Annotated in this window: 11 protein-coding genes; all 11 read left to right on the top strand. The window is 47.7% G+C overall.

Features of this window, described 5'->3' with window-relative positions; translation table 11 throughout:
* The first annotated feature begins 3 nt into the window (after window positions 1-3).
* Window positions 4-996 (top strand): type VI secretion system-associated protein TagF, encoded by a 993-nt coding sequence (gene tagF, locus N473_RS21265; protein ID WP_063369674.1) that lies wholly within the window; start codon window positions 4-6, stop codon window positions 994-996.
* Window positions 996-2,558 carry a TssA family type VI secretion system protein gene (locus N473_RS21270; protein ID WP_063369675.1) on the top strand — a complete coding sequence of 521 codons (1,563 nt, stop codon included), beginning with the start codon at window positions 996-998 and terminating at the stop codon, window positions 2,556-2,558. The genes tagF and N473_RS21270 overlap by 1 nt, the downstream gene beginning before the upstream one ends.
* Window positions 2,559-2,616: 58 nt before the next feature.
* Window positions 2,617-3,144 carry a type VI secretion system contractile sheath small subunit gene (gene tssB / locus N473_RS21275; protein ID WP_039610623.1) on the top strand — a complete coding sequence of 176 codons (528 nt, stop codon included), beginning with the start codon at window positions 2,617-2,619 and terminating at the stop codon, window positions 3,142-3,144.
* 9 nt (window positions 3,145-3,153) lie between these two features.
* Window positions 3,154-4,680, top strand: coding sequence for a type VI secretion system contractile sheath large subunit (gene tssC / locus N473_RS21280; RefSeq protein WP_063369676.1), 1,527 nt, complete (start codon window positions 3,154-3,156; stop codon window positions 4,678-4,680).
* Window positions 4,681-4,985: 305 nt separating this feature from the next.
* The gene (locus N473_RS21285) at window positions 4,986-5,471 is read left to right on the top strand and encodes an Hcp family type VI secretion system effector (RefSeq protein WP_039610625.1); all 486 of its coding nucleotides are present in this window, start codon (window positions 4,986-4,988) and stop codon (window positions 5,469-5,471) included.
* A gap of 63 nt (window positions 5,472-5,534) precedes the next feature.
* Complete coding sequence (gene tssE, locus N473_RS21290; RefSeq protein ID WP_039610626.1) at window positions 5,535-5,939, top strand: type VI secretion system baseplate subunit TssE; 405 nt, start codon at window positions 5,535-5,537, stop codon at window positions 5,937-5,939.
* A gap of 2 nt (window positions 5,940-5,941) precedes the next feature.
* Window positions 5,942-7,666: a type VI secretion system baseplate subunit TssF gene (gene tssF, locus N473_RS21295; RefSeq protein WP_081221335.1), complete on the top strand. Its 1,725-nt coding sequence runs from the start codon at window positions 5,942-5,944 to the stop codon at window positions 7,664-7,666.
* 2 nt (window positions 7,667-7,668) lie between these two features.
* Window positions 7,669-8,637 (top strand): type VI secretion system baseplate subunit TssG, encoded by a 969-nt coding sequence (gene tssG / locus N473_RS21300; protein ID WP_063369677.1) that lies wholly within the window; start codon window positions 7,669-7,671, stop codon window positions 8,635-8,637.
* 69 nt (window positions 8,638-8,706) lie between these two features.
* Window positions 8,707-11,424 carry a type VI secretion system ATPase TssH gene (gene tssH, locus N473_RS21305; RefSeq protein WP_063369678.1) on the top strand — a complete coding sequence of 906 codons (2,718 nt, stop codon included), beginning with the start codon at window positions 8,707-8,709 and terminating at the stop codon, window positions 11,422-11,424.
* 16 nt (window positions 11,425-11,440) lie between these two features.
* Window positions 11,441-13,471: a type VI secretion system Vgr family protein gene (locus N473_RS21310; protein ID WP_063369679.1), complete on the top strand. Its 2,031-nt coding sequence runs from the start codon at window positions 11,441-11,443 to the stop codon at window positions 13,469-13,471.
* Window positions 13,472-13,484: 13 nt separating this feature from the next.
* Window positions 13,485-13,907 carry a hypothetical protein gene (locus tag N473_RS21315; RefSeq protein ID WP_063364373.1) on the top strand — a complete coding sequence of 141 codons (423 nt, stop codon included), beginning with the start codon at window positions 13,485-13,487 and terminating at the stop codon, window positions 13,905-13,907.
* The last annotated feature ends 3 nt before the right edge of the window (window positions 13,908-13,910 follow it).

The raw sequence follows: 13,910 nt of genomic DNA on the forward strand, positions 1-13,910 counted from the left end.
AGTATGTTCAGCTTTTTTTCCAATAAAAAACCCAACAAGGTACCCGTGAGCTTGCCTTTTGGCTTTATGGGCAAAAGCCCGATACAAGCCGATTTTGTGAAGTATCACGTAGACTCGCGTGAAGTCATTAATATGGATCATTGGCTGCAAGAGGGCTACGCCCATGTGTGCCGTAGTGCGTTGCAAGGCGACAGCCATTTTGACGACCAATTGACAACGCTGTTTTTTATTGCCGGTGGTGAGGCTGACAACAGCATGATGGGAGTATTGCAGCCAAGCCAAGACAAAAGCGGCAGGCAGTATCCATTTAGCTCATTTATTTTGTGCAGTAATGCGGACTTTAAAACGCATCCGGCGTTTTTATTGTATGAACGCTTTAACATTATTCGCTCTTTAATTTTAAATCATGAGCTGATCAAAAGTGCGAGCACTTTAGAGATGATGCAAAAAACAGCACATGAGTTACAGCCTTTGGGTGAGATGTGCGATCAGGAATTGGACTTTAATACCTCGATGGAAGCGCTTAGAAAGCAACCCATTGAGCGCATCTGGTTTGCACTGGGCTTGTCGACTGTTGAGCAGCGCGGTGCACTCATTGAGCAGTTAATGCATGCGCTTAAAGGCTTATCGGCGCAGGGCTGCAAACGCAGCCAATTTGGGATCAAGTTACCGATGCCACAATTGGGTGATGACAGCAAGCTGGTCGCCGCATTTTGGCTGCATTTGATCACCAATACAGTGGCAGATAATCATTGGCAGCCTTGGTGCTTTTATAATTTTGGACAGCTCAGCTGCTCAGCGTCTTTGGTGGTGTATTGCCGACCAGTGCCTGCCTCTTTTTTTGCATCGGTTTGGCTTGATTTAGCAACAGGCTCAACGGTGATGGATTTTACCAAGCTCAATGACAATCAGCCGGTATCAAGCAAGGCCTTAGAGCTGGCAAAAGCCACCAATATGAGTGTGTTTGATACCTTGCGTAGCTGGAGCAAAGTGTAATGACACAACCACATGGTTATCCGTCTTGGCAAGCATGGAACAGCGTACTTCTGAGCGAATTTGAGCCAGATAAGTGCGGTGAAGATGTGCGCTATGACGATGACTTTAAATGTGTGAAAGCCTCGTCATCAGGCGCATCAGAAGTTGATTTTAAAGAGATATTTATCATCTCTAGTAAGTTACTGGCTGAAAAAACCAAAGATTTACGGGTGGCATCTTATTTGTGTTTAGCAGCCACACAAGAGTTCGGGATCAATGGTTTATTGCCCAGCTTAAGGCTGTTCAATGACTTGGTAAAGCAGTTTGATAATGCCCTGTACCCTGAAAAGCCGCGAGCGCGGGCATCAGTACATACGTGGTTCTTACAGCAACAGCAGCGTTTGCTCAGTGTGGCGGATAATATTGGCGGCACGACCCCTGAGCATTGGCAAACACTCGATGAAATATTGCAAACTTATGCCAAAGAGGTTGTGCCATTTTTAGATGACCAAGCTGGTCCTTTGGCAGATTTAGGGGCGTGGTGTGAAAAAGGCAGGATCAGTCAGCCGATGCCAAAGCCAGAACCTAAACCGGAACCAAAACCAGTTACGCAAGAGCAGCCAGCGCCTGTCGCTGACCCCGAGCCAGCGGCGGTAGCTGCCAAGGCCGCAGAGCCTATTGTGGTACCGCCTAAGGTGACAACGCAAGCAATAGACTCAGACAGCGATTATATGGCGCAGGTTCGCACCTTGTTAAAGCATGACAGAGCTCAGCAAAACTGGCCAAGAGCCATGCACTTAGCACGTGCAGTGCGCTGGGGCGCATTGGCCTTACCGCCTCATGACGATAATTTAAAAACACGCTTACCCGCACCTCGAGAAACCGCATTTGCACCAATAAAAAACGCGCTGGCAAACGAAGAATATACCGAAGCGCTGGCAAAAGCAGAGGCGCTGTTTATGGAAGGGGCCATGCATTTTAATTTGGACTTACAAAAGTTCACCTTGGATGCGTTGGCAGGGCTATCAAAGTCCACTTTAAAAGGCTGGTTGGAGCTGCAATTAGCGGCAATTGCGCAGCAATTTCCTAAATTGTTGCAGCTGAAATATGAAGATGGCAGTGACTTTTGCAACGCGGCAAATCGTGAGCGCATTCAAGAGCACGCGCTGTTTCAAGGCGGACAAAGCCAAGACGCTGGCCAGCAGCAGTGGCAGGCGGCGATGAGTGAAGCACAAAAGCTGGTAGATAATAACGAACTAAAAAAAGCATTGCAGCTGATAGATGCACAGCCGATGAACACGGCCTTTGATAAAGCTTGTGCACGCCTTCATCAAGGGCGACTGCTACTGAGAGCCGAACGAGCCAGCTTGGCAGTGCCGATTTTTCAGCAATTGTTATCAGATATTCAAACCTATCGCCTTGATTTGTGGCAAGAGGATTTTGCAATGGACGTTTGGCGCTACGCCAAGCAATGCTTTGAGGAGATGTCTCAAACGCAAGGAGATGAATTTGATTTACAGGTGGCTGCCATTGAATCGCAGCTATTGGTAACCAAAGTGAGCTCAGCGATCGACTGGGTGTAAATCGATACACGATGACCTTTCTTTATGGAAAGCGTAAAGAGTAACAATAGGGAAGAGCATGACAGATACATTTCAAAAAGAAATACCCAGAGCGCGGATCAATATCGCGCTAGAGCTGGACACGGATGGCGCCACACAAAAAAGTGAGCTGCCAATGAAAGTGCTGGTCGTTGGTGACTATTCAAATGGTCAAAACGACGCTGACTTAGCTGAACGTGAACGTATTTCGATCGACAAAAATAACCTCGAACAAGTACTCAAAGATATCTCGCCTAAGGCGCAATTTCAGGTGCGCAACCGTATTGCAGGCGATGGCGATATCAGCGTGAACTTAAAGTTTGACGAGTTTAAATCTTTTGACCCAGAGCAGGTTGCCGCACAGGTACCTGAGCTCAACAAAATGATGTCGATGCGTAACTTGTTACGGGATTTGAAATCAAACCTATTGGATAACTCATCACTGAGAAAAGAGTTAGAGCGCATCTTACAGAGCAAACCTGAGCTCGATGAACTCAAGGCGAAATTGGATGAGCTGGCACCGCTTGCCTCTGAACAAGACAAGCAGCCTAAGCAACCGCAGGAGTAAGGACACCCTATGAATATGCAAGAAAACCTAAATGTGGCTGCACGCGCAGAAGAAATCGAAGCGGTTTCAACATACGAAGCAATTTGTGACTTGGTGGATATTGATCCGGTCGGCAGTGAGATCAGCATAGATACATTCAGAGATGCGAATAACTTGGCTGAAACCAATACCAATGAGCGTTTAACTGCGGCCATCAACGTCTTTTTAGACATGGCAAGCTCAGATGGTCAGCAAGTATCCCGCATCGATAAGCTGCTACTGGATGATTACATTGCCAAAGTTGACCGTATTATCTCAGAGCAATTAGATGAGATTTTACACCATGAGAACTTTCAAAAAGTGGAATCGGCGTGGCGCTCTTTACGCTATTTAATTAATCGCTGTCCTAACAATGCCAACGTTAAAGTTGAACTGTTAGATGTAGACAAAGAAACCTTGCGTGATGACTTTGAAGAGTCGCCAGACACCACACAGTCTGTGTTATACAAACAGGTCTACACGGCTGAATATGACACGCCGGGGGGCGAGCCAATTTCAACCATGGTGTCTAATTTTGAATTTGATTGCTCAGCACCGGATGTCTCGCTTTTACAAGAGATCTCGCGCGTGTCTGCGGCCGCACATTGCCCATTTTTAGCCAGTGTTGGCTCGAAGTTTTTCTTGAAGGATTCATTGGAAGAAGTGTCTAAGATCCAAGATTTACGCTCTTACATGGAGCGTGCTGAGTTCCAGCGCTGGAAAAACTTTAGAGAGTCTGAAGACTCACGTTACATCGGTCTTGCGTTCCCGAGATTTTTACTGCGCTTACCGTATGGGGATTTAAACCCAATTCGTAACTTTAATTACCAAGAAGAAGTGACCAGTGAAGATCATGAGCGTTATTTGTGGGGGAATGCCACCTTTGCCTTTGCAGCCAATGTGATCCGCAGCTTCCACGAAAATGGCTGGTCAGTGAACATTCGCGGGCCGCAATCAGGTGGACGCGTAGAGAATTTACCGCTGCATTCATTTGAAGCGGGCCGTGGTCAAGAAACTAAGATCCCAACAGAAGTCCTGATTTCCGAAACCAAGGAGCTGGAATTTGCGAATCAGGGCTTCATCCCACTGAGTTACTATAAAAACTCTGACTTTGCGTGTTTCTTTTCGGCGAACAGTGCGCAAAAACCACAAATTTATGAAACGCCAGAGGCCTCTTCAAACGCCCGCATTAACTCACGTTTGCCATACATCTATTTGGTATCGCGCATTGCCCATTACATGAAAGTATTGCAGCGCGAAAACATCGGTTCGAGCAAGCCAAGACATGAGCTTGAGCAGCAGCTCAATGATTGGTTGGGCGCTTTAGTCACTAAGATGAACAACCCTGATGAGTCGTTGATAGCGACACATCCATTGAAAGATGCTGAGGTCAATGTTGCAGAGATCCCCGGCAATCCGGGTTATTACCGAGTCAGCACCTATGTGGTGCCTCACTTCCAAGTTGAAGGCATTGATGTACGCCTCGCTCTGGTGGGGCAAATGCCTGGTGAGAAATGAAAACCAGACATGAGTTCAGTGAAGCGTATTTGAAAGCGGCATAGCCGCTTTCTATCAAGCTTTGCAGGTTGTATCGTTGTTATTTGGTTTGTTCGAAAAGTGTGCATCTAGACATACGTATTTGCAGGGAAGTAGGTATCTCTAGTTGTAGAAATTGCCCTGGGTTGGCGGCAACCAACCCAGGACATGTTCCCAAATTGGCATGAAGCGTGGCGCTTTTTTTGGGATCTAACACAGCCAATGCGGTGTTAGAGCGATGCCATTGATTATCAGGAAACAACTTATATTAAAAGGAGAATATAGAAATGGCAATTCCAGCGTATTTGTGGTTAAAGGATGACCAAGGGAATGAAGTAAAAGGTTCAGTCACTGTGGCTGAGCGTGAAGGGTCAATTGAAATTTTACACTTTGACCATGAGCTCCGTATCCCAACGGACAATGACACAGGAGAGCTAACAGGGACTCGTAAGCACGAACCTTTCATCATCACAAAAGCTGTGGATGCATCTACACCGTATTTGTACAAAGCGTGTTCAAATGGTCAAACACTAAAGCAATTAGAGCTTAAGTGGTACCGTATTGATGACACGGGTACTGAGCGCGAGTATTTCCGCCACACGCTTGAAGATGTAAAGATCACATCTATTACGCCAACCATGCACAACGTAAAAGATCTGGACAAAGAGCGTTATCCGCATCTTGAGAAAGTGAACATGCGTTATAAGCGTATCACCTGGACTTACCTAGACGGAAACATTGAGTTTTCTGATTCTTGGACTGAGGGTCGTTAAGACCGCTCATCAGAGGCAAAGCAGTGCTTTGCCTCTTTTTAAGCAACTCCATGGTGACGCAATATGGCTTTATTTGATCTGTTGGCGCAGTCTCAACAACAAGCATATAACCCCAATAAAACAGCGACGCGCTCATTGAGTGTGTGTGAGCATCTAACGCAGTTGCTCAATGCTCGGCGCGGTGTGCTGGGGCATTTGGAAGATTATGGTTTACCCGATGTAGAAGATATTTACGAAGGACTGCCTTATTCACAACATACGTTGGCAAACGAAGTAAAAAAAACCATAGAAAAATACGAGCCACGTATTGCCAATATTGTTGTACGCCCTGTGGAGATTAAAGAACATAACTGCGTGATCCGTTTTGATATTCGCGCAGAGCTAAAAAGCGGTGAGATCATTCGACTGAATACCCGCTTTGCCTCAGGCGGCAAAGCCGATGTAGATACTCAGATCAAGGACGAATAAACATGGATATGCAACAGTATTTTGATGCGCAAATGCGTCTCTTAACACAAGCTGGTAAGGAGTTTGCTCAGCAATATCCAGAGCATGCGGGGCAGCTTAATATTGATGCGCTCAAAGACCGCGATCCGCATGTTGAGCGTTTATTAGAAGGTGTTGCCTATATGACGGCATATACGCAAAAGCGCCTTGATGAGTCATTGCCAGAAGTCTCTGAGCAAGTATTGCGACAAGTGTGTCCGCTGATGCTGAGTAATTATCCGTCCACGACCATTATGCAATTTACCCCTAAGATGACGATGCAAGGGGCCACAACCGTCGAATCGGGTACGCAAATTAGCTCCCATGGGGATAAAACTACCCCAGTGGTATGCCATTTTACCACATCGACCGATACACCAATTGCCCCGTTTGAAGTGTATGCGGTGGATTATCAGGAGTTTCACAGTGGCGCCAAGTTAAGTTTAAAGCTCAAGCGCTTGGGCCAAGGTGTGGTCAGTGACTATGAGTTAAAATCCTTGCGTTTTTACTTGTGTGGGGACACGCCACTGTGTGCCAGCTTATATCATTTAATGACCAACGCCAGTGAACATATTGAAGTCAGTTATGGCAGTCACTTTGACAAACTCACCCAGTTGCTTCCTAAGTCATCGGTGAGCAGTGCCTTTGGTCATGGCGAATTTGGCATCTTACCCAACAGCGATCAGTGCCATCCGGGCTACGCGCTACTGCTTGATTACTTTAATAGCCGTGAGCGCTTTTATTTTGTAGAGCTAAACAACTTTCACCTTTTGAAGTTTGACGCCAACCTCAATACCCTCGATATAGAGATAACCAGCCAAGTGAAGCTGCCACCTGGTCATAAAGTCAGCCATGAGAATATCATGCTCAACTGTGTGCCCGCGGTCAATTTGTTTGCGTGTGACGCAGAGCCAATGCGCTGTTTAGACAATCAAACCGAATACCCTATTACGCCAATACAAGAAAAGTCCGCAGAGGCATTTTGCTTTGAGGTCACTGAGCTCAAGGGGAAAAACCGAAGCTCAGGAGAGAGCGTTGATTTTCAGTCTCGTTATACCAGTGTATTTGAAGATGAAAAGCACCTTTACAGCTTGGTATCCAAAGACACAGGCGGCGCTGCTCCCAAGGTGTATGTGCAGATCTCCATGGATGATATTGATGCTGTGCAAACGCTGTCAGCGAGCACCCTTGCACACAATGCCGTGTGGCCAAGGCAACTGTTAAAAGAGGGCGACATTCATGTTCCCAAAGCCAATGCCCCTTTTGCGCTGACGATGAAAAATGTGATCCGTCCAAGCAAGATGCTGCACTGCCCTAATCAGCAAAAACACTGGCTGTTGATTGGCTTATTGAATATGCGCTTTTCTCAACTTGCCGATCCGATCCAATTAAAAAAACTCTTAGCGCTGTTTGATTGGTCAGGGCGCTCAGAAAACCAAAGTCGGATTGCCAGTATTGTTGATGCTCACTCAAAGCCAATTTCAATGCTGCAAAAAGGGGTGTTTGTGAAAGGGCTGGAAATTCATTTGACCATCAATGAGAAGCAGTTTGTATGCTTGTCAGATGCTTATCATTTTTGTGATGTATTGCATCAGTTTTTTAAGCTTTATGCACCCATTAACGAGTGTTTGCAAACCAAGGTGACATGCGTACCTAGCTACCACACTTGGTGTTGGCAGATAAGTTCCGGCGAGAGTTATCAGATATAGCCATGACAGAGCAAAAAAAACACCCAATTTGGGCCAAACTGCCCGCCCCGATAGCCGCATTGCTGGACGCGCCATGGCAATTTAGTTTGTTTAAGGCCATGTCGTTAATCGAAAAGCATTGGGCGATGGAGGGGGAGTTAGAGCAAGGCGCAAGCCAACGTGTACTGGTGAGCACCTACAAAGAATTAGGCTTTCCAGCATCGGATATTCGCGCTTGCGAATTGCTGCTCAGCCAGCGCGGTAGGCTGAAGCTTGAAACCGCATTTTTAGGCTTGTATGGCGTGGATGCGCCCATGCCCCATTATTTGCTTGAGCAGGCCGCTAACGATGAAGAAATGGGCGCACGTACGCGGGCATTTTTAGATATTTTTAATCATATTTTGTACTGCCAACTGTACCAATCATGGAAAAAATCACAGATCAATTTAGCGGGCGTCGGCGCGCGTCAGTTTGACCAAATGGTGGCGGCGATTTATGAAAATAGCCAAGGTGAAAGCAGCAAGCTCAACCTAGCCAGCGCCAACCAAACCAGTGCTGCTGGCTTGCAACAAGTGCTGCGCCAAGGGCTAAAACAACCGAATTTGCAAATTGCTGACAACATGGTGGAGTGGCAAGAAGTCACAGAAAAACCACCAATCAGCGCTGAGAATAGCGTCACATTAGGCCAAGACAGCTTGCTGGGCGGGCAGGTATTGATCACAGGTAATCGTGTGCAAATTGACATTGGCCCGTTGAGTGAAGCACAGGCTCGCGCGTTGTTTCCAAATGGCAAGGAAGGGAAAAAAATGCATAAGTTACTGGCGTGGCATACCGGCAGCAAAATGGCATGGCAGGTCAAAATTTTAATTGAGGTGAAAGAGCAACATCCAGTGCCCTTGGGGGAATGTGAGCTTGGCATCAGCAGTTGTATGGGCATTGTAGAAGCGCACATTGCGCAAAGAAACTTTTTAGACAGTGATTATCAGTCATAAATAGGCGTCTTCAGAGCGCGCTCTGAAGTAGGAAAGAGTCAGAATAATTTTAAATCGCAAGGAAATAAAATGGACGCGACAGGCATTAAGCAACTTATTGATAAATTAAACGCACATACCGCAAGCGCGCTTGAAGCAGCGGCAGGCTTTGCCGCTAGCCGCCAGCACTATGAAGTCTTGCCTGAACATTTACTGCTTAAGCTGATGGAAGATCACCACGAAGGTGATGTGGCTAAAATTCTGCCTTTTTTTGAAATTGACCAAGATACTCTGTGGCACGAAGCGCTCGGCTTTATTAATCAACAAGACGCAGCTAATCAGGGCAAACCTGTATTTTCCCGCCGTTTATATGAATTATTAGAGCGTGCTTGGCTCACAGCCAATGTGAAGCATCGCAGTGAGTGGATCACTGGGGCTGCCTTGCTTGATGCGTTTAAAGATCTCGTCCCGTTTAGCCCTGCATTTGGATTAGCACGAGAGCTTGATAAGCTTGATATTCACTTTTTAAAAGACAATCTCGATAAAATTTGCAAAGGCTCGACTGAGCGCATGGCGTTTCAACCTGTGGATACGGGCAGAGCGACCACTTTGCAGCAAAATGGTCAAGATGCAGAGCGAACGGCATTGGACTCATTTTGTGAAGACCTAACTGCAAAAGCGGCCAGTGGCGGCATTGATCCGGTACTAGGGCGCAGCGAAGAGATCCGTTTGGCAATCGATGTGTTGTGTAGAAGGCGCAAGAATAACCCGATTTTTGTCGGCGACCCAGGGGTCGGCAAAACGGCGGTGGTGGAAGGCCTTGCACAGCGCATCGTTGCCAAAACGGTGCCAGATGAATTGGTGGGTGTCCGGATCATGGTGTTAGATATGGGGTTGCTGCAAGCGGGTGCTGGGGTAAAAGGCGAGTTTGAACGCCGTTTAAAGCAAGTGATTGACGATGTGAAGTCATCCAGCACGCCCATTATTCTCTTTATTGATGAAGCGCATACCTTGATCGGCGCTGGTGGCGACGCCGGCATGGGCGATGCGGCGAACTTACTGAAACCCGCACTGGCACGAGGCGAGCTGCGTACACTGGCGGCCACCACTTGGAGCGAGTACAAACAGTATTTTGAGCGCGATGCCGCCCTTGAAAGACGCTTTCAGTTGATTAAAGTAGACGAGCCCAGCGAGCACAACGCCAAACTGATGTTGAGTGGCATTAAAGAAAAGTACGAGCAACACCATCAAATTCATATTACCGACAGCGCCATTGAAGCGGCAGTGAGTTTATCGGCGCGATATATCACAGGCAGACAGTTGCCAGACAAGGCCATTGATGTACTCGACACTGCGGCGGCAGCAGTGAGAATGGGCGCCGCGACCTCTCCTGTGATCATCGACAACGCCCAAGAGCGTGTCACCTATTTAACCGAGCGTTTGACGCGATTAGAGCAAGAGGCAGAGCTGGGCATTGAGAGCGATGTGGTCAGTACAGAGTTAGCCGCTGAACTTGACCAAGCGCAATCAGAGCTCGCTGCAATGCAAGCGCGCCGCGCTGAGCAATTAGAAACCCATGCCTCGATTGCCAGTGCACAGCAAAGCCAATTACCAGAATATCGCCGCCAATTGAAATCGTTAAACGAAGAGGGCAATGCGGTCTTTTGCGAAGTTGATCAAGATACCGTGGCACAAGTTATTGCTAACTGGACGGGGATCCCAGTGGGCAATATGGTCAAAGATGAGCTGCAAAATCTCCTTGCGCTTGAGCAAAGCTTAGGTGCGCAGGTAGTTGGTCAAGAGCAAGGGCTCAGTGCGCTGGCGCAGTCACTGCGTGTGGCCAAAGCTGGGGTGTCGGCATCCTCAGGCCCGCTTGGGGTATTTTTATTCAGTGGCCCATCTGGGGTTGGAAAAACAGAAACCGCTCGACATTTAGCCAATGTGCTATTTGGCGGTGATAAGTTTTTAACCACCATCAATATGAGTGAATACCAAGAGTCACATACGGTGTCGCAGCTTAAGGGCTCACCACCGGGTTATGTGGGCTATGGTGAGGGCGGTGTGTTGACCGAAGCGGTGCGCCAGCGTCCTTATTCTGTGGTGCTGCTTGATGAAGTTGAAAAAGCCCACCCAGATGTATTAAACATGTTTTATCAGGTGTTTGAACTGGGCATGATGCGCGACGGCGAAGGCCGCGAAATCGATTTTAAAAATACCGTGATCATCATGACCTCTAATATCGCCGCTGAGCAAATCGCCAAGGCGTGCCGTGCGCCAAATAAAGACGACGAAGACGTGTTAGCCAAAGCCATCAATGAAGCGCAAGGTTTGTTAAACCAGCAAGCAGATGAGACGCCAACCGCTGACGAAGGCTGCGACGAAGAGTTGCAAATGCCTTGGACCATGCCAAGCCTATCTGAACTAAATAACTTGATTAAGCCTGAGCTACTGAATCATTTTGCGCCTGCATTATTGGCGCGTATGCAGGTTATCCCATTTAAGCCGCTAGACAGCGATGCACTAGAGAATATTGTCGCCTTAAAGCTGGAGAAAGTGGCTGCGCGCTTAAGTGAGAATCATCAAATTACACTGCGGGTTGATCAGAGTGTATTGAGCCATTTATCAAAGCAATGTGCGCTGTCTGACAGCGGCGCTCGCTTGGTTAATGCCACCATAGAACAGCAAATATTGCCGGGGGTTGCCCGCTCAATTTTAGGCTTTTTGAGTGAAGAAGATATGCCAGATCTGCTGACTTTAACCTTAAATGATGACGGGCAAATTGAAGCTGTATTTGCCGATCTGGCCTAACTGAAGGAGCAGCACCATGTTTGGACTAGATGCGGGAAAACTGACCGGCGCCGATGAAAGCCACTTTGGGGTGACAATTGCGGGACTGAGTGATGCGCTGTTTCAGGTGCAATCCTTTCAAGCGGATCTTGATGCCTTGTGTGATGATTGCATATTTGACATACAGGTACTGAGCGAAGAGCTGGTGGAGCCGGATGTATTGATCGGCAAAGACATCAGCTTGATCATTGCGTGGAGCACTGAAGATCTCACCGTGACCGGATTTTTAACCAACTATATTTGCCATGGTCAGTCTCATCAGGGGTATGTGTATACCTTAACTTTGCAATCAGGCCTGGCAAAGCTTAAGCAGCACCGTTCAAACCGGATATTTACCGATATGAACCCCGGACAGATCATCCAAAGCGTGCTGCAAAAGTGTGATTTCCCATCGGCTCAGCTCGACTTACAAGTCAGCGGCCCAACGCTTGATATGGTGGTGCAATATGATGAAAGTGATTACGACTTTATCACACGTTTGATGCGCCGATACGGCTATGTATATGGCTGGCGAGAAACGGACTATGGCATTGCCAAGCTGGCTATTTGTGAGTCGAGCGATAAATTTGCCAGACCGCTTAAAGAGATCACCTTGCCTTTTGTTTCACCAAGCGGGCAGGTGCGCACATGCGAAAGCGTGTTCGCGTTTTCTAAAAAAGCCACCATGCTCAGCGAGCAAGTGCGCTATTACGACAGCCATTACGAGCGTGGCGCCCAGATACAGGGCAGTAGCCGCAATAACACAGACATCAGCGGTTTTGGCGAAAGCGCGCATTTTGGTGACAACTTGGCCAGTGATGGCGATGGCAATGACTTAGCTGAAGTGCATCAACGCAGCCTAGATTGCCAGCGAGAAACCCTGATCGCAGATACGGACTGCCGTGCATTACGCCCGGGCGTGTGCTTAACAGTCACAGATCATCCCAGTTATTCCGGTGAATACTTAGTGACTCATGTGTCCCATCAAGGGTGTCAGGCTGGCAGCGTGGCATATGGCAGCAAAGTTACTGGGCTGACTTATAAAAATCAGGCCGTGTTACTGCCAATTGCGCAAGATTATTGTGCCCAGCCCAGACCAAAAAGGCGGGTTTTTGCTACCTTTAACGCCACCATTGAGCAAGAGGTTGATGAGACAGGTCAATATCAAGTCAAACTGCCTTTTAACCAAGATGGCGAAGGCCAGCAAAGCAGACCAACCCGATTAACACAAACCTATGGTGGTCAAGGCCATGGGATGCACTTTCCGCTCACCCAAGGCACAGAGGTCTTAGTGTGTGGAGAAAATGGCGACTTGGATCGTCCGGTGATCTTAGGCGCGCTTTATAACGCCCAAGCCCCAAGCCCTGTGAGCAGCAATAATCCCTATGAAAACAAAATTGTTACCCGTGCTGGCAATATGCTGGTGATGAGTGACAAAGAGGGAGAGCGCAAAATTAAAGTGGCCACGGCCAGTGATGACAATAGCTTGCTGTTAGATGCAACCGATGGACAAGAAAAGGTGATGTTGCAATCTAGTCGGGGAGAAATGCGCTTGCAGGCGCAAGAAGATCTGACCATGCAAGCGGGTGGCAACCTCAATGTCACCGCCTCTGACGAGCTAACAGTCAAAGCCGCAGATCGCATTGCGATTCAAAGTACAGATGCAGAACTTGAACTGCACGGTGCGCGGGGGATCCGCTTAACCGCGGACTTAAACTTTAAAATTCAAGCAACGGATGGCGATATTGACCTCGAAGCAACACAAGCATTGAGTATGGAAGCAGCCCAAGAGATCAATGTTCACAGCCTGGAAGGCAACATCGAAATGAGCGCAAACGCCGGTGAAATTACCTTAAGTAGTGGTAATAACCTGACGTTATCAACGCAAGGTCAGGGGTCTATTCAATTGGTACAAGGGCGTGGCAGCATCGAAATTGATGGGGCTGGCAACATTACCATTAATGGCACCAACCTGACCTTAAGCGCGCGCAACATTTCTATTTCTGGCAATGCATTAGCGAACAATTAAGAGGAGATGGGAAGTGCACAGTCATAATTTGGCGTATTTACCTGCGGCCAGTCAGTTGGTGGCCAGCGTATTACTGGTGGATGAGGTGGGCAAAATAGTCAGTGTGATGCTGGCCAACAGTGGCCGAGAGGTCGATGTGGTCGGTCAGCTGGAAAGTGTGTCGCGTGCTCAAAAAGGCGATCAAGTGGTGCTACTTAGCATTAAAGAGCCAGTGGTGATTGGCAAACTGGCAACCAGCGGCAGTTTTCCATGTGCCAAGTTTGATGATAATCGAGGCAAAGTGAGCATTAAAGCCGACCAAAGCATTTGCATTAAAACGCCTAAAGGCTCGATTGAGATTTATGGCGATGGTTCGATTTTACTGGAAGGCGATAGCTTATCCGCTGAAACCAAAAAAGATCTGAGCCTGCAGGGCTGGCCAATTAGATTGAACTAGCAG

It is taken from the genome of Pseudoalteromonas luteoviolacea CPMOR-1 (assembly GCF_001625685.1).
In the GTDB taxonomy this organism is placed as follows: domain Bacteria; phylum Pseudomonadota; class Gammaproteobacteria; order Enterobacterales; family Alteromonadaceae; genus Pseudoalteromonas; species Pseudoalteromonas luteoviolacea_K.

What these genes read in the sequence shown, in the direction of transcription:
- tssE (WP_039610626.1), top strand. Translation starts at nt 5,535, where the DNA reads ATGGCTTTATTTGATCTGTTGGCGCAGTCTCAACAACAAGCATATAAC.
- tssC (WP_063369676.1), top strand. Translation starts at nt 3,154, where the DNA reads ATGAATATGCAAGAAAACCTAAATGTGGCTGCACGCGCAGAAGAAATC.
- tssH (WP_063369678.1), top strand. Translation starts at nt 8,707, where the DNA reads ATGGACGCGACAGGCATTAAGCAACTTATTGATAAATTAAACGCACAT.
- N473_RS21310 (WP_063369679.1), top strand. Translation starts at nt 11,441, where the DNA reads ATGTTTGGACTAGATGCGGGAAAACTGACCGGCGCCGATGAAAGCCAC.
- tssB (WP_039610623.1), top strand. Translation starts at nt 2,617, where the DNA reads ATGACAGATACATTTCAAAAAGAAATACCCAGAGCGCGGATCAATATC.
- N473_RS21270 (WP_063369675.1), top strand. Translation starts at nt 996, where the DNA reads ATGACACAACCACATGGTTATCCGTCTTGGCAAGCATGGAACAGCGTA.
- tssF (WP_081221335.1), top strand. Translation starts at nt 5,942, where the DNA reads ATGGATATGCAACAGTATTTTGATGCGCAAATGCGTCTCTTAACACAA.
- tagF (WP_063369674.1), top strand. Translation starts at nt 4, where the DNA reads ATGTTCAGCTTTTTTTCCAATAAAAAACCCAACAAGGTACCCGTGAGC.
- tssG (WP_063369677.1), top strand. Translation starts at nt 7,669, where the DNA reads ATGACAGAGCAAAAAAAACACCCAATTTGGGCCAAACTGCCCGCCCCG.
- N473_RS21285 (WP_039610625.1), top strand. Translation starts at nt 4,986, where the DNA reads ATGGCAATTCCAGCGTATTTGTGGTTAAAGGATGACCAAGGGAATGAA.